A 20,014-nucleotide genomic window follows, 5' to 3' on the forward strand; every position below is an offset into this window, starting at 1 on the left:
ACCCGCGCGCCGCCCCGGGGCGCTCCGGTGGCGGCCCCGGCCCCCTGCCCGAATGCTGGGCAGTATGACCACGGCCCCCGCGCCCCCGGCGAACGTCCCCGCGGCCCCGCCGCCGCTCGGTCGCCGCCGCACGAACCTGGTCTTCGTCACGGTCGTGCTCGGCATGCTGCTCGCGGCCCTCGACCAGACGATCGTCTCCACGGCGCTGCCGACGATCGTCGCGGACCTGGGCGGCGGCGGGCACATGGCGTGGGTGGTCACGGCGTACCTGCTCGCCGAGACCGTCTCGACCGTCCTGGTCGGCAAGTTCGGCGACCTCTTCGGCCGGAAGGTCGTCTTCCAGCTCAGTGCCGTCGTCTTCACCGCCGGATCGGTCTTCGCCGGCGTCGCCGACTCCATGATGATGCTGATCGCCGCACGCGCCCTGCAGGGCATCGGCGGCGGCGGTCTGATGGTCACCGCCATGGCGCTGATCGCGGACGTCATCCCGCTGCGCGAGCGCGGCAAATACCAGGGCGCACTGGGCGCGGTCTTCGGCGTGACGACGGTCGTCGGCCCGACCCTGGGCGGCGTCTTCACCGACCACGCGACCTGGCGCTGGTGCTTCTACGTCAACGTGCCCGTCGCGATCGTGATGGTCGTCATGGCGGCGCGCACGATCCCGGTGGTCCGCTCGGCGGTGCGCCCCGTCATCGACTACCTGGGCATCGCCCTGGTGGCCGCCGGCGCCTCCGCGCTGGTCCTCGGCCTGGAGTGGGGCGGCAACACGTACGCGTGGAGCTCGGCGGTCGTCGTCGGCCTCTTCGCGGGCGCGGTCGTCCTCCTGACGGGCTTCGTCCTGGTGGAGCTGCGGGCGAAGGAACCGATGCTCCCCATGCACCTGTTCCGCAATCCCGTCTTCACCGTCTGCTCCCTCCTCAGCTTCATCGTCGGCTTCGCGATGCTGGGCGCGCTGACGTACCTGCCGACGTACCTGCAGTACGTGGACGGGGTCTCGGCCACCATGTCGGGCGTGCGGGCGCTGCCGATGGTCGCCGGGCTGCTGGGCGCGTCCATGCTCTCCGGCATCGCCGTCAGCCGCACCGGCCGCTACCGGATGTTCCCCGTCGCGGGCATGGCGGTGATGGCGCTGGGGCTGTACCTGATGTCGACGATGGGGGCGTCGACGGGGGCGTGGCTGGAGTCGCTGTACATGTTCGTGCTGGGCGTGGGCATCGGGCTGGCGATGCAGGTCCTGACGATCGCCGTGCAGAACACCGTCCCGTACCACGAGCTGGGCACGGCCACCTCGGGCGTCACGTTCTTCCGCACGCTCGGCAGCGCTTTCGGCACGGCCATCTTCGGCACGCTCTACAGCAACCAGCTGAAGCCCAACCTGCTGGAGGCGCTGGCCCGCTCGCCCGGCGTGCCGCCGTCCGCCGTGATCAGCCCGCAGGGACTGGCCGCGCTGCCGGCTGAGCAGGCGCGGCCGGTCGTCGACGCGTACGCGGAGACCGTGAACTACGTCTTCCTGTGGGTCGTACCAGTGGCCCTGGCGGGCTTCCTCGCCGCGTGGTTCCTCAAGGAGGTGCCGCTGCGCGACAGCGCGCGGGCCGGTGCGTCCGACATGGGCGAGGGCTTCGCCGCCCCGGATTCCGCGGAGGCGGAGCGGCAGCTGGAGCGGGCGGTGGCGAGCGTCATGCGCAAGGCGAAGCGGCCGGTGAGCCGTCAGGTCCTGGCCGAGTCGGGCAGCCCGCTCGGCCCGGCCGAGGCGTGGACGCTGGGCCAGATCCACTGGCGCCTGCGCGTACGCGGCGAGGCGGCGCTGTCGTCGGTGGCCGCCGCGCACCGGATGCCGCCGGAGGTGCTGAAGCCGGCCTTCGCCCGCACGGCGGAGGCCGGGTACGCGCGCGTGGAGGGCGACCGGCTCTCGCTGACGCCCGCGGGCGAGGCGGAGATCGAGCGGCTGGGCACGACGTGGCGCGCGTGGCTGGCCGCGCGCCTGGACGACTGGGACGTCGGCGACCCCGAGGACCGCGCCCGCCTCGACCGCGCCCTGGACGCGGTGGCGGAGCGGCTGCTGGAGGAGGCGGAGGCCGCGGAGGAGGAAGGGCTGGAGCGGATCGCCGTGTAGGCGGCCCTGCAGCGGATGGTGGTGGGGGGTGGGGGGTGGTCAGTGGTCCCGGGAAGTCTTCCCCCCTCCCGGGACCACTCCCCCCGCGGAACACCTGGTGCAGGGCAGGCGTTCCGGTCCGTGTGCGCACGCGTCACCGTGCGCGAGTCGGCCTCGACGTGCACCCCCGTGGCGCGTCGCGGCCCGAGCGACCCGGTCCCCAGCCTCATACGGAAGCGGAGAGTCCACTAGTGGCATTCCTAGGGGCAAGATGACTCCCGTGGAGATCGGGATCGGAGAACTCGTCAGGGACCTGCGCAAGGCGCGCGGATGGAGCCAGGGACGGCTCGCGACGGAGATCAACGACGCGTTCGGCACCACACTGACCCGGGAGTACGTGAGCGGCTGGGAACGCGGCAAGGTCCGCCCCGGCCCGTTCTACCTACGCGCCCTCTCCCAGGTGCTCGGCGTGCCGGAGGCCGCGCTGCAGGCCGGCGGCCCGGCGGACGGCGCCACGACGGCCGCACTCGCCCCGGCCGTCGCCTCCGATCTCCTCCGCATGGGCTTCGCCGCCCGCCTGCGCGGCGGCCCCTCGGCCGACGACTGGGAGGACCGGCTCGCCGCCTACGGCGCCGCCTACATGTCCTCGCCCGCCGCCGACCTCCAGCGCCGCGTCGCCGAAGACCTCGTCGTCGTCCAGCAGCAGCTCGACGAGCCGCGGATGTGGTCGGCGGCCGCCCGCCTGATGACGGTGTACGCCACGACGTTCCCGCGCCAGGAGTGCGCGAGGACCGTCATGTGGTTCCGGATGGCCGCCGACGCGGCCGACCGCTCGGGCGACGTCGGCGTACGGGTCTGGGTGCGCGGCCGGGGCGCCCTCGCGCTCGGCTACGGGGGCACGTCCACCGGCCTGGCCGAGCTCCTGGCCGACCAGGCCCTGGCCCTCACCGACAAGCCGTCCGTAGGCCTGCTGCACGCCACGCTCGGCAAGGCGTACGCGGCGGCCCTGCGCGGCGACCGGGCGACGGCCCTGCGCCTGGCCGACCGGGGGCGGCGGATCTTCGACGCCGCGTACGACCCCGCGGCGCAGCTCAGCGACTACAGCATCCCGTCCTGGCGCATGAACGGCTTCCTGTCGCTGCTGTCCGCTCGGCTGGGCGACGAGAAGCAGGCCACGGCGGCGCGGGAGGCCGCCCTGCACGAACTGCGTGAACTGCCCGAACGCCTGCCGCGCTTCGCCACGCACCTGGAACTGCACAAGGGCCTCACTCTCGTCCGCGCGGGCGACCGCGAGGGAGGAGTGGCCTGCGCCCGGGCGGCCCTGGAGGCCCTGCCGCAGGAGAAGTGGTGCGGGACGCTGCAGATGCTGATGGCGGAGATCGCGGCGTGAGTCCGTGAGTCCCGTCCAGACAGACATTTCCTGCCCGGACGGGTGAATTCATCAGAATATACGCACATTTGACCCACGCTTGGTCAATTCCTCATGACGGCCACATCGGCATCCGCAGCACAGCAGAGCAGAGCGCAGAGCAGAGCCTGAGGAGATGCGTCATGCGCCGGTACAGACGCCTGGGAATCGCCTTCGCCATCGCCGCCGCCGTCATTCCGGCGGCCCTCCCCGGGACCGCCGCCCGGGCCACGCCCCCGCCGGAACCCGGCACGCCGCAGACCGGGCAGCAGGCCGGAGGGCATCAGCACCGGGCGCCGCTGGACTTCGACGAGAACGACTGCGAAGGGCCGGCCGCGGACGAGGGCGACATCTACACGCGGCCGCCCAAGACCGGGAACCCGCCGACCGGGAACCCGCCGGCCACTCCCCCGCGCCGCAGCCTCCCCCTGAAGTGGCCCCGGAACCTGCCGGACCGCAAGGAGGCCGTGCGCATGCTGGGCGAGCTGAAGGTCAAGCCCTTCAGCAGCACCGGCTACCACCGCAAGCACTTCGGCTCCGCCTGCTGGGTCCCGCACGGCATCGACCGGTGCACCACCCGGCAGATCGCCCTCAAGTTCCAGTCCGTCGTGCCGGCGACGCTCGACGGCCGGTGCAAGGTCGTCGGCGGGCGGTGGCACAGCGAGTACGACAACAGGGACATGGCCGACCCGGCGCACGTCGACATCGACCACGTCGTGCCGCTGCGGCACGCGTGGGGGTCCGGCGCGCGCACCTGGACGGCCAAGAAGCGGCAGGAGTTCGCCAACGACCTGGCCGCCTCGCCGCAGCTGATCGCGGTGTCCACCTGGGCCAACCGGCGCAAGGGCGACAAGGGGCCGGAGAAGTGGATGCCGGTCGCCGGCGCCGAGTGCCTCTACAGCCAGGCGTGGATCGGGGTGAAGGACTACTACGGGCTGTCCGTCACCCGGAAGGAGAAGGCCAAGCTGCAGCAGGTGCTGGCCGGCTGCAAGAAGTGACCGGAGGCCCGGGCGGCGGCCGGGCGGAGGCTGCCGGACGGAGGCGGCCGGGCGGTGCTACAGCGCCGCCCGGCTCCCCGTGGTCACCGGTTCCGTCGCCGTGGCCGCGCGCTCGGCGGCCGCCGCGACCTGGGTCGCCGTCAGGACGTAGCCCGTCTCCGCGTCCGCCGTGGAGCGGGCGAAGACCACGCCGTAGACCCGGCCGGAGGGCGTCAGCAGCGGGCCGCCGGAGTTGCCCGGGCGGATCGTGGAACGCACGGAGTACACCGTGCGCGTGGTGATGCCGTCGCCGTAGATGTCCTGGCCCTTGGCCCGGAGCTCGTTGGCGACCGTGGCCGCGCGGATGTCGAGGCCGCCGTTCTGCGGGAAGCCCGCGACGACCGCCGCGTCCCCGCGCTTCGCGGATTTGTCGAACGGCAGCACCGGCGCCCTCAGGCCCGGCACGTCCAGGACGGCGACGTCCGTCCTCGGATCGAAGAGGACGACCTTCGCCCGGTACGCCTTGCCGACGCCGCCGACCCGCACGGTGGGGCTGTTCACCCCCGCCACGACGTGGGCGTTCGTCATCACGTGCTGCGCGGCGTAGACGAAACCGCTGCCCTCCTGGCCGCGGCGGCCCTCGCCCGTGTCCGCGACGCCCTCGACCTTGACCACGCTCTCCTTGGCCGCCCTCGTCGCGGCGGGGGTGACGGCGTCGCCCGAGGGCTTCGGCACGCTCGTGGCCGGCTCGTTCTCGAAGGGGTTGAAGACCTGCGGGAAGCCCGCGCCGTTCAGGGCGTCCGTCGTGCGGCTGAACCAGGTCGGAGCCTGCTCCGGCATCGCCTTCTGGACGGCGCCCAGCAGCGTCGACTCCCTGATCTGCCGGGTGAGGAGCGGCGAATTCGCCGACACGAGCACGCTCGCCGCCACCCAGCCGACCAGCAGCACGGCCAGGGAGTTCACGGCGGCGCCGCCGACGCCGTCGACGCCGCGGACCGGGGCCCACGTCAGGCGGCGGCGCAGGCCGTAGGCGAGGCGGGCGGCCAGGGCGTGGCCGATCGCGGCCGGGACGAGGACGACCAGGACCGCGACGACCGCGGCGGTGGCGGTCCCCGCCTCGAAGGGCTCCAGGGCGAACGGCAGCGCCCACACGCCGATGACGGCTCCGCCGAGGAAGCCGGCGAGCAGCACGACGCTCGCCACGAGGCCGCGGCGGAAGCCGGAGACGGCGTAGCCGATGACGACGAGCAACAGCAGCAGATCGAGCAGGTTCAACGTGGAGCCCTTTCCTTCGCGCGCGCCCCCGAACGCGCCCACGGGTTCGTTGGCCCGTGGACTTGGAAAAACGCGGGTTCGACCGGGAGCGGTTCCCATTCCGGTCGAATTCATGGCGTACGCCACGTTGTGTTGCGGGGCGCGCACGTACGAAGCGGTGCGCTCGGCACCGCCGGACACGCTCACGGTGGCGGCCTCCGCCCCTGGCGGTCAGACGAAACGGCGCAGCCCGGCGGTGCCGGGCTCACCCGCATGGGTGAGGGGCACCGCCGGGCTCCTACGACCGTGGCCGAGCGCCGTCGCGGCGGAAGGAACGGCTCGCCACGGCGCTCAGCCGAAACGGCCGCGGCCGTGAAAGGCAGGTCAGGCCTTGACCAGTTCCCGGTCCTCGTCCGCGTCGGGCGCCTTCGGCGCCCCCGCCTCGCTCGCCGCGAGGCGGTCCCGCAGGCCCTCGCCCTCGACGTCCACGTTCGGGAGGATCTTCGCGAGCCACGCCGGGAGCCACCAGGCCGACTTCCCGAGCAGGGCCAGCACGGCCGGCACGATCGCCATCCGGACCACGAACGCGTCGAAGAAGACCGCGATGGCCAGGCCGAAGCCGATCATCTTGATCATCTGCTCCGACGAGCCGATGAAGCCGGCGAAGACGCTGATCATGATGACGGCCGCGGCCGTCACCACCCGCGCCCCGTGCTTGAAGCCGGTCACGACGGCCTGCCCGGGCCGCTCGCCGTGGACGAACGCCTCGCGCATCCGCGTCACGAGGAAGACCTCGTAGTCCATGGCGAGGCCGAAGACGACACCCACCATGAAGATCGGCATCATCGACATGATCGGGCCGGTCTCCTCGACCCCGAAGAGCGAGCCGAGCCAGCCCCACTGGAAGACCGCCACGACGGCGCCCAGCGCGGCGATCACCGACAGCAGGAAGCCGAGCGCGGCCTTCAGCGGCACGAGCACCGAGCGGAAGACGACCATCAGCAGCAGGAAGGCCAGGCCCACGACCAGCGCCAGGTAGGGCAGCAGGGCGTCGTTGAGCTTCTGCGAGACGTCGATGTTCATCGCCGTGGCGCCGGTGACGAGCACCTCGGCGCCGGTGTCGGCCTTGAGCGAGTCGCCCTTGTCGCGGATCGCGTGGACGAGGTCCTCGGTCTCCTTGCTGGTCGGCTTGGACTTGGGCACGACCGTGAGCATGGCCGTGTCACCGGCGGGGTTGAAGTGCGCCGGGGTCACCGTGGCGACGTTGTCCAGGCCCTTGAGCGTGTCGCCGACCTTCTGGGCGGCACCCTGGCGGTCCTTGGCGTCCGCCACGTCCGTGATGACCATGAGCGGGCCGTTGAAGCCCGGGCCGAAGCCCTCCGACAGCAGGTCGTACGCCTTGCGCTGCGTGCTGCTCTTGGAGGCCGCCCCGTCGTCCGGGAGGCCCAGCTCCAGCGAGGCCGCGGGCACGGCGATGGCGCCCAGGCCCAGCACACCGGCCACGAGCACGAGCACCGGCTTGCGCAGGACGAAGCGCGCCCAGCGGGTGCCCATGTTCGCCTTGTCGCCGGCGGCGGCGTCCGGCCCGGCCTTGCGGACCTTGCGGGCGAGCACCTGCTTGCCGGCGAAGCCCAGCAGGGCGGGGATGAGCGAGAGCGCGATCAGCACCGCGATGGTGACCGTGCCCGCCGCGGCCATGCCCATCTTCGTCAGCATGGGGATGTTGACGACCGCGAGGCCGGCCAGCGCGATGACGACGGTCAGGCCCGCGAAGACCACCGCGGATCCGGCCGTGCCGACGGCCCGGCCCGCCGCCTCCTCGCGCTCACGGCCTTCAGCCAGCTCCGCGCGGTAGCGGGAGACGATGAACAGCGCGTAGTCGATGCCGACCGCGAGGCCGATCATCATGGCGAGCGTGGAGGTGTTGCTGGAGAGGTCCAGCAGCGGGGCGAGCGCGGCGATGGAGGAGACGCCGATGCCCACGCCGATGATGGCGGTCAGGAGCGGCAGCCCCGCGGCGACCAGCGAGCCGAAGGTGATCAGCAGGACGACCGCGGAGACGGCGATGCCGATGGCTTCGGAGCCGCCCTCGGGCATCTGCTGCAGGACGCTGCCGCCGACCTCGACGGTCAGCCCGGCGTCACGGCCGTGCTGCTGGGCGTCCTTGAGGTTGGTGCGCGAGTCCTCGGTCAGCTCGTCGGCCTTGACCTTGTACGCGGCGGAGGCGTAGCCGGTGGTGCCGGCCGGGTTGACCGTCCGGCCGGTGAAGGGGTCGGCCGCCTGGGCGACCTGCGGGCTGCGCTTGAGCTCGCCGATGACCTTCTCGACGGCCGCCTTGTTCTTGGCGTCGGTGAGCTTCTGGCCCTCGGGGGCCTTGAAGACGATGCGGGCGGAGGCGTTCTGCTCGTTGTTGCCCGGGAAGCGCTTCTCCAGCAGGTCGAAGGCGCGCTGCGCCTCGGTGCCGGGTATGGAGAAGTCGTTGTTGGTGGACTTGGACGCGGTGGCGGCGCCGAAACCGGCGAGAACCAGCAGCGCCACCCATATCAGGGCGAAGTACCAGCGCCGCCGGAAGGCGGTCCGGCCGAGTCTGTAGAGGAACGTGGCCACGTGGAGTGGTGCTCCCGTCGATTCAGTGGATGAACAAGGGCATGGGGAACCAGCCCGACGACGAGAGCGGCGCGTCAGGTGGGCGGTGGGGGGAGGTGGAGAGGTGGAGAAGTGGGGAAGTGGGGGGTCAGCGGCCGAGAGCGGGGAGGATCGCGGCGTCGATGTAGCGGACCAGGTACGCGGCGTCCGCGGGCCGGTCCTCGAACAGCGGGCGGCTGAGGAACGCACCGAGCATCATGTGGGCGACGAATTCGAGCGCGGGGTTGTCCGCGGCCACCTCGCCCCGCTCGACCGCGCGCTGCAGCATCGCCCGGAGCCCCTCGGTCTCCGGCTCGATCAGCAGCTCGCGCAGTGCCCGGTGCAGATCGGGGTTCGCGTGGATCGCGTGCCCCAGGCCGCGCATAAGGGCGGCGTCCTGCTCCATCTGCTCATCGTCGGCCTCGCACACCATCGCTTGGAGATCGCCGCGCAGCGTGCCGGTGTCGATCTCTTCGAGCTTGATCGGCTTCTTGTGGCGCAGTGCCCCTACGACCAGCTCCGGCTTGCCCTTCCACTGGCGGTAGAGGGTGGCCTTGCTGGCGTGCGTGCGGGCGGCGACGGCGTCCATGGTCAGGGCGTCGTAGCCGACCTCGCGGAGGATCGCGAGGACCGCCTCGTAGAGCTCGGCCTCGCGCTCGGGCGTGAGCCGGGTGCGGCGCGCCGCCGGCTTGGGTGATTCCGTGGACACATCCGCCTCCTCCGCACAGGTAACACTCACGTACGAATAACACTCACGTACGAAACGGTTTCGTACACCATGAGCGTACGCGGAGGGTCAGCGAAACGGCGCCGTATCGATGGTGTTCTCCGTCACGGCCGGTGTTCCCCGTCACGGCCGGTCACCACGCCGCCGGTCACGGCGCGGACCCGGCCGACCGAGTTGCCGCGCCACCCGGGGGCCGAAACGATGGTGGAGTGAGTGATTCTTACCTGAGATTTCCTCATCTCCACGGCGGCCTCCTCTGCTTCACGGCGGAGGACGACCTGTGGCTGGCCCCACTGGAGCCCTCGGCCGGATCCCCGGCCCCGTCCGGCCGGGCCTGGCGGCTGACCGTCGACCGCACCCGGGTAGGCCACCCCCGCTTCTCCCCCGACGGCCGCCACATCGCCTACACGAACTGGCGCAGCCTCGACCCCGAGATCCACCTGGCCCCCGTCGACGGCGGCCCCGCCCGCCGGCTCACCTACTGGGGCAGCACGGACACCCGCGTCTGCGGCTGGGCCCCCTCGGACCGCAACGGCGGCTACGACGTCCTCGCCGTCTCCTCGCACGGCCAGCCCTTCTCGTACTTCTCGTGGGCCTACCGGGTGCCGACCGACGGCAGCCCGGGCCTGCGGCTGCCTTGGGGCCCGGTGTCCGACATCGCGATCGGCGAGGTGGGAGGCGAGCACCGCACGCTGCTGCTGGCCGGCAAGCCCCCGCACGAGCCCGCCGCCTGGAAGCGCTACCGCGGCGGGGCCATGGGCCGGATGTGGCTGCACGGCACCCGGCTGGTGCCGGACATCGACGGCCACCTCGACTCGGTGATGTTCGCGGGCGGCCGCATCGTCTTCCTCTCCGACCACGAGGGCGTCGGCAACCTCTACTCCTGCCTGCCCGACGGCTCGCAGCTGCGCCGCCACACCGACCACGAGGACTTCTACGCCCGGCACGCCTCGACCGACGGCGAGCGCGTGGTCTACCAGTGCGCGGGCGAGCTGTGGCTGGTGGACGACCTCGGCCCGGACGGGAAGCCGCGCCGCCTGGAGGTGACGCTGGGCGGTCCGCGTGCCGGGCGCCGCCCGTACCAGGTGCAGGCCGCCTCCAACGTCGACGGCGTCACCGTGGACACGACGGGCCGCGCGAGCGCCGTCCAGGTGCGCGGCAGCCTCTACTGGCTCACCCACCGCGACGGCCCCGCCCGCACCATCGCCGACACCCCGGGCGTCCGGGTGCGGCTGCCGGAGATGCTGGGAGCCTCCGGGCGGGTGGCCTACGTGACGGACGCGGAGGGCGAGGACGCGATCGAGATCGCCCAGCTGCCGCGCGCCGCCGGGCCCGCCGAGCCGCGCCGCCTCGGCGCGGGCCGGATCGGGCGGGTGCACGAGACGCTGGCCTCCCCCGACGGCGAGCGGCTGGCGCTGGCCACGCACGACGGCCGGCTGCTGCTGGTGGACACCTCGGCCGAGGGCACGGGAGCGGATGAGGGCACGCGAGCGGACGAGAGCACCGGACCCGGCGAAGGCGCGGAAACGAGCGGAGGTGCGGAAACGGGCGGAGGCGCCGGCGAGGTCAGCGAGCTGGTCCGCTCGGACAACGGGCCCGTGCGCGACCTCGCCTTCTCCCCCGACTCGGAGTGGCTGGCCTGGTCCCACCCCGGCATCGGCCGCTCCCTGCGCCAGATCAAGATCGCACGGCTGAAGGACCGCACGGTCGTGGACGTCACCAACGGCCGCTTCGAGGACGAGCAGCCGGTCTTCACCCGCGACGGCCGCTACCTCGCGTTCCTGTCGTGGCGCGGCTTCGACCCGGTCTACGACGTGCACACCGGCGACCTGTCCTTCCCGCTGGGCTGCCGCCCCTACCTCGTACCGCTGTCCTCGGCGACGCCCTCGCCGTTCGCGCTGTCGGCCGAAGGCCGGCCCGCGGCCGGCGGGCTCGACCAGGAGGACACCGGGCCCGGTGGGCCGACGCTGGTGGAGGTGGAGGGGCTGGAGAGCCGGGTGACGCCGTTCCCGGTGGCCGCCTCGAAGTACTCGGCGCTGCGCCCGGTCAGCGGCGGCGGCCTGGTGTGGCTGCGCTGGCCGATCTCCGGCGCGCTCGGCGAGACCTTCGCCAACCCCGCGGACACCTCCGGCCGCCCCACCCTCGAGCACTTCGACCTGGCCAAGGCCAAGCGCACCGAACTCACCAGCTCCCTCGACTGGTTCGCGGTCAGCGGCGACGGCACCCGGCTGGTCGTCCACGACGAGGGCGACCTGCGGGCCGTCCCCGCCACGGACACCCCCGACCCCGAGTCGACGGTCTTCATCGACATGCGGCGCATCCTGCACGACGTGGAGCCCGGCGCCGAGTGGCGTCAGGCGTACGAGGAGGCGGGCCGGATCGTCCGCGCGTACTTCTGGGAGCCGGGGATGTGCGGCATCGACTGGGACGCGGTGCTCGGCCAGTACCGGCCCCTGGTCGACCGGGTCGCCTCCCCCGACGACTTCGCCGACCTGCTGCGCGAGGTCCTCGGCGAGCTGGGCACCTCGCACGCCTACGTCGTCCCGGCCCGCCGCAACGAGGGCCCGCCGCACTACCAGCGCGCCATCGGCCTGCTCGGCGCGAACTTCACGCGGCAGAAGGACGGCTCCTGGACGGTCCGGCGGATCCTGCCCGGCGACTCCTCCGACTCCAAGGCCCGCTCCCCGCTGGCCGGTTCGGGCATCCGCGAGGGCGCGGCGCTCACGCACGTCGACGGCCGCCCGGTGGACCCGGTCGCCGGCCCGTACCCGCTGCTCGCCGCCGCCGGCGGCACCACCGTCGAGCTGACCTTCCGGCCGGCCGAGGGCGAGGGCCACGCGCGGCGCGTGGCCGTCGTCCCGCTGGTCGACGAGCGCCCGCTGCGCTACCAGGACTGGGTGGCCAAGCGCCGCGCCGTCGTCCGCGAGCTGAGCGGCGGCAAGTGCGGCTACCTGCACATCCCCGACATGGGCGGCTCGGGCTGGGCGCAGTTCAACCGCGACCTGCGGATGGAGATGTCGCGCCCGGCCCTGATCGTGGACGTCCGCGGCAACGCGGGCGGCAACATCAGCGAGCTCGTCGTGGAGAAGCTCACGCGCACCATCATCGGCTGGGACCTCACGCGCGACGCCCAGCCCGTGTCGTACGCGAGCAACGCCCCGCGCGGCCCGGTCGTCGCCATCGCCGACGAGATGACCTCCTCCGACGGCGACATGATCACCGCGGCGTTCAAGCTGCAGGGCATCGGCCCGGTGGTGGGCCTGCGCACCTGGGGCGGGGTGGTCGGGATGACCGGCCGGCACCGGCTCGGGGACGGCACCTCGATCACGGTGCCGATGAACGCGGCGTGGTTCGACGAGTACGGCTGGACGGTCGAGAACCGCGGCGTCGACCCCGACGTCGAGATCGACCGCACCCCGCTCGACTGGGCCGAGGGGCGGCACCGGCAGCTGGACGACGCGGTGCAGATCGCGCTCGACCTGCTGGAGCGGCACGGCGCGGCACAGCCGCCGGACTACTCGGGAGTGCCGGACCTGCGCCGGCCGAAGCTGCCGCCGCGCAGCTGAGTGAGTGAGCAGGACGACGTAAGGGGCGCCCCTCCGTGGGGGGCGCCCCTTACGTCGGTACGCGGAGCCGCCGTCAGATCTCGAAGTTCTCGTCGAATGTGTCGCGGCGGTCCCACTCCTCCTGCTCCTTGCGGATCAGTTCCTGGCGGGCCTTTTCGCTCGCGTTCTCCTTGGCCTTCTTGCCGGTCCTGCCGGCCCGGTCGGCCTGCTCCTTCTGCTGTTCGGCCTTGCTCTTGGCCCTGTCTCCCTTGGCCATGAGGCTCAGCTCCCTCAGGTGCGGTCGTCGAGCTCGTCACGCAGGTCGTCGAAGGACTGCTGGCGGTTCTCCTGCTCGCGGCGCTCCTTGAGCCGGTCCTGCGCCTCCTGGCCCTTCTGCTGCGCCTGCTTCTTGGCCTGTTCCATCTTCTGCTTGGCCTGCTGGGCCTTGTCCTGCATCTCGTCCTTGATGCCCATGGCTGCACTCACTCCTCAACGAGGGGAAATCGGGGCGTTTTACCCCGAAACAGCCTGACATGCACCATCTTAGCCCGCATATCGTATGACTACACTGCGCTACGCCCTCGTACGCTCCTTCTCGTCGGCCGCCCCTCCCGCGCCCACCAGCCCCGCGCGCACCCCGGCGATTCCCGGCTCGAACCGCCGCATCTCGCGCTGCGCGCCGAGCGTGAGCACCCCGGGCAGCCAGCCGCGGGAGCCCTGCAGCAGCCGCAGCCACGCCTGCCCGTACACGTGCGCCGAGCGCCGCTCGATGCCGTCGACCAGGCGGTCGGCGGTCGGGCCGAGCGGGTAGGTGCGGTTGGCGGGCCACGGCAGGCGCTGCCGCATCTCGCGCATCACCTCGTACGCGTCGGCGCCGCGCACCATGTCCGTGTCGGTCCAGCTCAGATAGGCGACGCCGACCCGCACGCCCTTGTGGGCGACCTCGCCGCGCAGGCAGTGCGCGTACGCCTCGACGCCGGCCTTCGACGCGCAGTAGGCGCTCATCATCGGCGCCGGGGCCATCGCGGCGAGCGAGGCCACCTGCAGCAGATAGCCGCGGCTCTCCGCCAGCACGGGCAGGAAGGCGCGGCCCGTGACCGCGCTGCCGACGAGGTTGACCTCGACGACGCGGCGCCAGCTGACGGGGTCGGAGCCGGCCAGGGGGCCGCCCGCGGCGACGCCGGCGTTGGCGACGACGACGTCGGCCTTGCCGAAGCGGGCCTTGACCTCGCGGGCCACCTGCTCCATGGCCTCGTGGTCGGTGACGTCGGCGTGCCAGTGGGCGGCGTCCTCGTGCAGCGAGGCGGCGACGCGGCGCAGCCTGTCCGCCTCCAGGCCCACCAGGGCGACGCACGCGCCGCGCGCGGACAGCTTGCGGGCCAGCTGCTCCCCCAGGCCGCGGGCGGCCCCGGTGACGACGGCGACCTGCCCCTCCAGGCTCACGCGCCTCATCGGGCGGCCTCCGCGGCGGTCGCGGGCACGGCCCTGCGCGGGGCGCGCGGCGGCCGCAGCACCTGGTACTCGGCGAGGTTCACCCGGCGCGTGACCTTGCGGAACTCGGCGGTGGTACCGGGCCAGACCGTGGTGTTGCGGCCGTGAGCATCCAGGTACCAGCTCCGGCAGCCGGTGTTCCAGACCGTGCGCTCCATCCGGCGCTGGACGTGCCGGTTCCAGGCGTTCACCGCGGAGGGACGGGCGTCGAGCGCCGCCTTGCCGCCGAGGGTGTCCAACTGCCGCATGAAGTCGGCCAGATAGTTCAGCTGGGACTCGATGATGAGGATCATCGAGCTGTTCCCCAGCGCGGTGTTGGGCCCGATGACGGTGAGGAAGTTGGGGAAGCCGGCGGCGCTGGTGCCGCGCAGGGCCGCCATGCCGCCCTTCCACGCCTCGGCGAGCGTCCGGCCGCCGGCGCCGGTGACCCGCTGAGCGATCGGCATGTCGGTGACCCGGAAGCCCGTGCCGAAGACGATGGCGTCGGCCTCGGCCTCCGTGCCGTCGGCGGCGACGAGCGTCGATCCGCGCACCTCGGCCAGCTCCGAGGCCACCAGGTCCACGTTGGGCCGGGCGAGCGCCGGGTAGTAGTCACTGGAGAGCAGGATGCGCTTGCAGCCCAGCCGGTAGCCGGGGGTGAGGCGGGCGCGCAGTACCGGGTCCTTGACGGCCTTGTGCAGGTGGGACAGGGCCAGCTTCTCGACCACCCGCATCCGCTCCGGGTGCCGGGTGAAGTTGCTGACCTGCAGCTCCCGGATGCCCCACAGGACGCCGCGGCGCAGCGCCGCCGTCGCGGGCAGCCGGGTGTGCAGCCAGCGCTCGGCGGCGGAGACGGGCCGGTCGAAGCGGGGCAGCACCCACGGCGGGGTGCGCTGGAAGAGGGTGAGGCGGCCCACCTCCGGCTGGATGCCCGGCACGATCTGGATCGCGGAGGCGCCGGTGCCGATCACCGCGACGCGCTTGCCGCGCAGGTCGTAGTCGTGGTCCCAGCGGGCGGAGTGGAAGACCCGGCCGGGGAAGGAGTCCAGGCCGGGCACCTCCGGCACCCGCGGATCCGCGAGGGGTCCGGTGGCGGAGACGACGACGTCGGCGGTGTAGTCGCCGGCCGACGTGGTGACCTCCCAGTGCAGCCGCTCCGCGTCCCAGCGCAGCTGCTGCACCTCGGAGTTGAAGCGCAGGTGCGGCCGCAGCCCGAAGGTGTCGGTGACGTGCTCCATGTACGCGCGGATGTGGGGCTGACCCGAGAAGCTGCGCGGCCAGGCGGGGTTGGGGGCGAAGGAGAAGGAGTAGAGGTACGACGGCACGTCGCAGGCGCAGCCGGGATAGGTGTTGTCCCGCCAGGTGCCGCCCACGGAGTCCGCCCGCTCCAGGACCACGAAGTCGGTGATCCCCTCGCGCCGCAGCCGGACGGCCGCCCCCAGTCCGCCGAAGCCGGACCCGATCACCGCCACCCGTACGTGCTGACGCTCATGCTCGGCCATGCCGCCGCCTCCCGGATCCGACACAACTGCGCCAGCAATTGCTGGCACGATGGGGAGCGTAGGCCAGCGCCTGACGAAGCGATAGGGGTACAGGGAAAGGAAGTTACCGGTGGTCGCACGTACGCTTACGCTTCGCGCGTGGCCACGGACAAGGGGGCGCGATGGGCGACGAACGGGGCCGCCGTACGACGGGCCGGGCCGAAGCGATCGGGCACGAGACCCGCACCACAGAGCCCCCCGAAGCCGCCGCACGGCAATACCGCACGGCGGAGCTGGCCGAGGAGGCCGGCATCACCGTCCGCACCCTGCGCTTCTACCGCGAGCGCAAGCTGCTCCCGCCGCCGCGCCGCGAGGGCCGCATCGCCTGGTACGGCCACCACCACCTGGCCCGGCTGCGCACGATCGGCGCGCTCCTGGAGCGCGGGCACACCCTCGGCGGGATCGCCGAGCTGCTGAGCGCCTTCGAGTGCGGGCGGGACGTGGGCGAGCTGCTGGGGCTGGCGGGAGCCGCCGTCACCGTGCCCTGGACGGAGGAGGCGGCCGTCCGCCTCACCCCGGAGGAGCTGGCCGACCGCTTCGCCGGCGAGGTCACCCCGGAGAACCTGACCGCCTCGCTCGACCTCGGCTACCTCGGCGTCGACGGCGAGGAGATCGTCCACGTCAGCCGGCGCCTCCTCGACGCCTCGACCGGCCTGGTGCGCCACGGCATCCCGCTGGCCGCGGTGCTCGCCGCCGGCCGTGAGGTGCGGGCCCACGCGGAAGCCCTGGCCGAGACCTTCACCGGCCTCCTGCGGGACCACGTGCTGGCCGGCCTGCCGCCGGGCGAGGCCGGCGCCGCCGGCGAGACCCTGGGCCGGCTGCGCGCCCTCGCCAGGACGGTGGTGGACGCGGAGCTCGCCATGGCCGTGGACCGGCGCGTGCGCACCGAGCTCGAAACCCGGCTCGGTGCGCACGGCGCCGCCGGCGAACCGGGACCCGCCAGACCCGGCTGACGGCGGCGAGGACGCACGGGCGCGCCATGCCGCGACCACACCCGCACGCCGGCCGGTCGGGCCAACAGTGCTCGTGCAGAAGAGAATTGAAGCAGCCCGGCCCGCCCCGGCGGGCGGGAAGCCAAGGTCTGCTCACGCAAACGGCGTGATTGCGCCGAAAGCGCGAAGGGCCCGTGCCCGCGACCGCGCCCGTGCCCTTGCGGACTCAGCCGAAGACGCCCGTCACCGGCGCGTGGTCCGACCAGCGCAGGTCGTGCGAGGCCGCCCGCTCCACCGCCGCCTTCAGCGCCCGCTCCGCCAGCCCCGGCGTCGCGACCAGGTAGTCGATGCGCCAGCCCGAGTCGTTGTCGAAGGCGCGGCCGCGGTAGGACCACCACGAGTACGGGCCCTCGACGCCCGGGTGGAGGGCGCGGACCACATCCGTGTACTCCTCGAAGACCTTGGTCAGCCAGGCCCGCTCCTCGGGCAGGAAGCCCGCGCTCTTGCGGTTGGCCTTCCAGTTCTTCAGGTCGGCCTCGGTGTGGGCGATGTTCCAGTCGCCGCAGACCAGGGCCTCGCGGCCGTCCGCCGCCGCGCGGGCCTTCAGCGCCACCAGGTACGGCAGGAACTCCGCCATGAAGCGTTCCTTCTCGTCCTGCCGCTCCGTGCCGACCTCGCCCGACGGCAGGTAGAGGCTCGCGACGGTCACGCCCGGAAGGTCGACCTCCACGTAGCGGCCGCTGCCGTCGAACTCGGCCGATCCGAAGCCGATGCGCACGGCCTCCGGCTCGCGCCGCGAGTAGACGGAGACGCCGGCCCGGCCCTTGGCCGCCGCCGGGGCGTGCACCGTGTACCAGCCCTCGGGCTCACGGACCTCGTCGGGCAGCTGGTGCGGCTCCGCGCGGACCTCCTGCAGGCAGACCACGTCCGCCCCCGTCTGCGCCAGCCACTCCACGAAGCCCTTCTTGGAGGCCGCGCGCAGCCCATTCACATTTACGCTCGTAACGGTCAGCATTCCGGCACGATACCGACTTCCGTACGATGCCTTGAATGCAGATCTTGCCGGTCGCATACGACCATCCCGACGCGGTGAGGCTCCAGGACCGGGTGCAACTGGAGTACGCGGAACGGTACGGAGACGGCGACCTCACCCCGCTGGAGCCCACCCAGTTCGCCCCGCCGCGTGGCCTATATCTCATCGCCTACGAGCCCGACGGCACGCCCGTGGCCACCGGCGGCTGGCGCGCCCACGAGGCGAACGACGAGGGCTACGCGGACGGCGACGCCGAGCTGAAGCGGATGTACGTGGTGCCGGAGGCGCGCGGGCGGGGCCTGGCGCGGCGGATCCTCGCGGAACTGGAGGACAGCGCCCGGGAGGCGGGCCGCACCCGCATGGTCCTGGAGACCGGCGACAAGCAGCCCGAGGCGATATCCCTGTACGTGTCGTCCGGCTACGCGCCGGTGCCCGAGGCGGAGAAGTTCGGCCTGTACCGGTGCTACGACAGCAGCCGCTGCTTCACCAAGCCACTGGTCCCCGCGCCCCGCTGACCCCGGCCTCCGGCCCGGCCCGCCCGCCCGGCCCTCCGCCTCACTTCTGCGCGATGGCCGCCTCCACCTCGTGGCGGATGTCCTCCGTCCGGTAGCGCGTGGCCTCCCCGTAGTGGGCGAGGATGCCGTCGGCCTCCTCCGGCCCGTCCTCGGCGATCTCGGCGACCAGGACCGTGCTGCCCGGCGGGACCTCCGCCGCCAGCATCTCCAGGGCGGCGTTCGCGGCCGTCGCCTCGCGCGCGTCGCGCACGCCGCCGACGAGGCCGCCCGCGCCGAAGCCGATCATGACGCCGAGCGGGCCGCCGAGGATGCCCAGCAGGCCGCCGATCAGGCCGCCGACGGCGAAGGCGCGGGCCGTGCCGGAGTTGTCGACGGCGTCGGGGAAGTCGAGACTGCCGTCGTCCGCGCGGGCGATCACCGCGCCCTCGCGGAGGGTGAACCGGCCGGCGGTGTGCCCCGCGCGGAGGTCGTCCAGCGCCCGGTGGCCCTTCTCGGGCGAGGCGACGTTCAAGAAGAGGACGTTGTCTTCCTTCATGGCTTCCACTGTTGGGGCAGTCGGCCCGCCCCGCACCTCAGGACACCCCGCGCCTCAGGACACCCGGCGCGTCGGGAAGCCCGGCCTCAGGAAGCGCACGGCTCGTCGGCGGGCCCGGCTCCGTCCCGCACCGACGCGGTCAGGTCCAGCGTCGCCTGCGCTCCCCCGCCGCCCGGGTTGGCGAAGGCCAGGCCCGCGCCCAGCACCCGCGCCTGCCCCGCCGCGATCGTCAGCCCGAGACCGAGACCGAGGCCGAGGCCGGAGCCCGAGCCCGTGCGGAAGCGCTGCGGGCCGCAGACCAGCAGGTCGGGCGGGAAGCCGGGGCCGCTGTCGCGGACCCGGACGGTGCCGCCGTCCACCTCGACGGTCACCGGGGCGCCGCCGTGCCGGAAGGCGTTGGTGACGAGGTTGACCAGGATCCGCTCGACGCGGCGGGCGTCGGTCTCGACCAGGCAGTCGCGCACGACCCGCACCTCCGCCGTCTCCTTGCCGTCCGCCACCGCCGAGCGGACCGCGCGCCGCGTCAGCTCGCCCAGCGCCCGGACCTCGGTGTCGGCGCGCTCGGCGGAGCCGTCCAGGCGGGCGACCTCCAGCACGTCCTCCATCAGTGCCCGGACCCGCTCCGCCCGCTCCCGCACCATCTCGGCGGGCCGGCCGGGCGGCAGCACCGCGGCCGCGGCGACCAGGCCCGCGACGGGGGTGCGCAGTTCGTGGGCGATGTTCGAGGTGACCTCGCGCTCGGCCTGCAGACGGGCGGCCAGCGCGTCGGCCATCGTGTTGACGGCGACGATCAGGCGGGCGATCTCGTCCTGCCCGCCGCGCGGCTTGAGGCGGGCGCTGAAGTCGCCGTCGGCGATGCGCTCGGCCGTCCGGGCGGAGGCGTTGAGGCGGCGGCCGACGACGGTCGCGAGGCCCACGCCGACGACGCCCGCGAAAGCGGTGCCCAGACCGCCCGCCCACCACAGGGCCTCGTCGAGCCTGCGGAGGTTCTGGGCCTGCCGGGCGTAGGGGTGCTTGACGACGATGGTGTCGCGGCCGCTGCGGCCGGCGGCCCACAGCATCGGTACGGGGCCGCTGGAGTCCAGATGGGTGGCGCGTCCGCCCCCTTCGACGGCCTTCCGCAGCGGCCCGGGTATGTGCTCGGGGTTGACGAGCGTCCGCGGCCGGTGGACGCCCGCGGCGTGGTCCTCCACGGCCGTGGCGAGCCGGCCCTCGAGGGCCTCGCGCGCGGTCTCCAGCTGGTTGCCGGCGGTGCGGTGGTGCACGACGAGCCCCATGATGACGGCGACCAGGGCTGCGGTGGCGGTGATGGCCACGCCGATCTTCGTGCGCAGTCCCATATGGCTTCTGGCTCCTCGGC

At 73.2% G+C, this 20,014-nt stretch carries 16 protein-coding genes; 6 read left to right on the plus strand and 10 right to left on the minus strand.

Annotated features, from left to right (window positions below):
• The first annotated feature begins 64 nt into the window (after nucleotides 1–64).
• The 3 genes from FGW37_RS13100 (at nucleotide 65) to FGW37_RS13110 (ending at nucleotide 4,498) form a co-directional block, all read left to right on the plus strand.
• Nucleotides 65–2,113 carry an MDR family MFS transporter gene (locus tag FGW37_RS13100; protein WP_179081235.1) on the plus strand — a complete coding sequence of 683 codons (2,049 nt, stop codon included), beginning with the start codon at nucleotides 65–67 and terminating at the stop codon, nucleotides 2,111–2,113.
• Between the two features lie 259 nt (nucleotides 2,114–2,372).
• The gene (locus FGW37_RS13105; protein ID WP_343067095.1) at nucleotides 2,373–3,482 is read left to right on the plus strand and encodes a helix-turn-helix domain-containing protein; all 1,110 of its coding nucleotides are present in this window, start codon (nucleotides 2,373–2,375) and stop codon (nucleotides 3,480–3,482) included.
• 161 nt (nucleotides 3,483–3,643) lie between these two features.
• Nucleotides 3,644–4,498, plus strand: coding sequence for an HNH endonuclease family protein (locus FGW37_RS13110; RefSeq protein ID WP_179081236.1), 855 nt, complete (start codon nucleotides 3,644–3,646; stop codon nucleotides 4,496–4,498).
• A 57-nt stretch (nucleotides 4,499–4,555) separates the two neighbouring features.
• Here FGW37_RS13110 and FGW37_RS13115 read toward each other — a convergent pair whose 3' ends face one another.
• The 3 genes from FGW37_RS13115 to FGW37_RS13125 form a co-directional block, all read right to left on the minus strand.
• On the minus strand, nucleotides 4,556–5,752 hold the full coding sequence (locus FGW37_RS13115) for a MarP family serine protease (protein WP_179081237.1): 1,197 nt from the start codon (nucleotides 5,750–5,752) through the stop codon (nucleotides 4,556–4,558).
• 363 nt (nucleotides 5,753–6,115) lie between these two features.
• Nucleotides 6,116–8,338 (minus strand): MMPL family transporter, encoded by a 2,223-nt coding sequence (locus FGW37_RS13120; protein WP_179081238.1) that lies wholly within the window; start codon nucleotides 8,336–8,338, stop codon nucleotides 6,116–6,118.
• A gap of 127 nt (nucleotides 8,339–8,465) precedes the next feature.
• Nucleotides 8,466–9,065, minus strand: a complete 600-nt coding sequence (locus FGW37_RS13125) for a TetR/AcrR family transcriptional regulator (protein ID WP_246430377.1) — start codon at nucleotides 9,063–9,065, stop codon at nucleotides 8,466–8,468.
• A 227-nt stretch (nucleotides 9,066–9,292) separates the two neighbouring features.
• On the opposite strand from FGW37_RS13125, the gene FGW37_RS13130 reads away from it, so the two are divergent.
• Nucleotides 9,293–12,649: a S41 family peptidase gene (locus tag FGW37_RS13130; RefSeq protein ID WP_179081240.1), complete on the plus strand. Its 3,357-nt coding sequence runs from the start codon at nucleotides 9,293–9,295 to the stop codon at nucleotides 12,647–12,649.
• 73 nt (nucleotides 12,650–12,722) lie between these two features.
• Here FGW37_RS13130 and FGW37_RS13135 read toward each other — a convergent pair whose 3' ends face one another.
• From FGW37_RS13135 to FGW37_RS13150, 4 genes are all read right to left on the minus strand, one after another.
• The gene (locus FGW37_RS13135) at nucleotides 12,723–12,905 is read right to left on the minus strand and encodes a hypothetical protein (RefSeq protein ID WP_179081241.1); all 183 of its coding nucleotides are present in this window, start codon (nucleotides 12,903–12,905) and stop codon (nucleotides 12,723–12,725) included.
• A 14-nt stretch (nucleotides 12,906–12,919) separates the two neighbouring features.
• Nucleotides 12,920–13,102, minus strand: coding sequence for a hypothetical protein (locus FGW37_RS13140; protein ID WP_179081242.1), 183 nt, complete (start codon nucleotides 13,100–13,102; stop codon nucleotides 12,920–12,922).
• Nucleotides 13,103–13,201: 99 nt separating this feature from the next.
• Nucleotides 13,202–14,080 (minus strand): SDR family oxidoreductase, encoded by an 879-nt coding sequence (locus FGW37_RS13145; protein WP_179081243.1) that lies wholly within the window; start codon nucleotides 14,078–14,080, stop codon nucleotides 13,202–13,204.
• Nucleotides 14,077–15,600, minus strand: a complete 1,524-nt coding sequence (locus FGW37_RS13150; RefSeq protein WP_179081244.1) for a flavin-containing monooxygenase — start codon at nucleotides 15,598–15,600, stop codon at nucleotides 14,077–14,079. Before FGW37_RS13150 ends, FGW37_RS13145 begins: the two co-directional genes overlap by 4 nt.
• Nucleotides 15,601–15,761: 161 nt before the next feature.
• Between FGW37_RS13150 and FGW37_RS13155 the strand changes: the two genes are divergently transcribed.
• The gene (locus FGW37_RS13155) at nucleotides 15,762–16,592 is read left to right on the plus strand and encodes a MerR family transcriptional regulator (RefSeq protein WP_179081245.1); all 831 of its coding nucleotides are present in this window, start codon (nucleotides 15,762–15,764) and stop codon (nucleotides 16,590–16,592) included.
• Nucleotides 16,593–16,797: 205 nt separating this feature from the next.
• Here the strand turns inward: FGW37_RS13155 and FGW37_RS13160 are convergent, their stop codons facing one another.
• The gene (locus FGW37_RS13160; RefSeq protein WP_179081246.1) at nucleotides 16,798–17,586 is read right to left on the minus strand and encodes an exodeoxyribonuclease III; all 789 of its coding nucleotides are present in this window, start codon (nucleotides 17,584–17,586) and stop codon (nucleotides 16,798–16,800) included.
• Between the two features lie 35 nt (nucleotides 17,587–17,621).
• On the opposite strand from FGW37_RS13160, the gene FGW37_RS13165 reads away from it, so the two are divergent.
• A complete protein-coding gene (locus FGW37_RS13165; protein WP_179081247.1) occupies nucleotides 17,622–18,119 on the plus strand; it encodes a GNAT family N-acetyltransferase in 498 nt (165 codons plus the stop codon).
• Nucleotides 18,120–18,159: 40 nt separating this feature from the next.
• Here the strand turns inward: FGW37_RS13165 and FGW37_RS13170 are convergent, their stop codons facing one another.
• Both FGW37_RS13170 and FGW37_RS13175 read right to left on the minus strand, forming a co-directional pair.
• Nucleotides 18,160–18,654: a hypothetical protein gene (locus FGW37_RS13170; protein WP_179081248.1), complete on the minus strand. Its 495-nt coding sequence runs from the start codon at nucleotides 18,652–18,654 to the stop codon at nucleotides 18,160–18,162.
• Nucleotides 18,655–18,740: 86 nt separating this feature from the next.
• Nucleotides 18,741–19,994 carry an ATP-binding protein gene (locus FGW37_RS13175; protein ID WP_179081249.1) on the minus strand — a complete coding sequence of 418 codons (1,254 nt, stop codon included), beginning with the start codon at nucleotides 19,992–19,994 and terminating at the stop codon, nucleotides 18,741–18,743.
• Nucleotides 19,995–20,014: the final 20 nt, after the last annotated feature.

The organism is Streptomyces rectiverticillatus (assembly GCF_013394065.1).
GTDB classification, from domain to species: domain Bacteria; phylum Actinomycetota; class Actinomycetes; order Streptomycetales; family Streptomycetaceae; genus Streptomyces; species Streptomyces rectiverticillatus.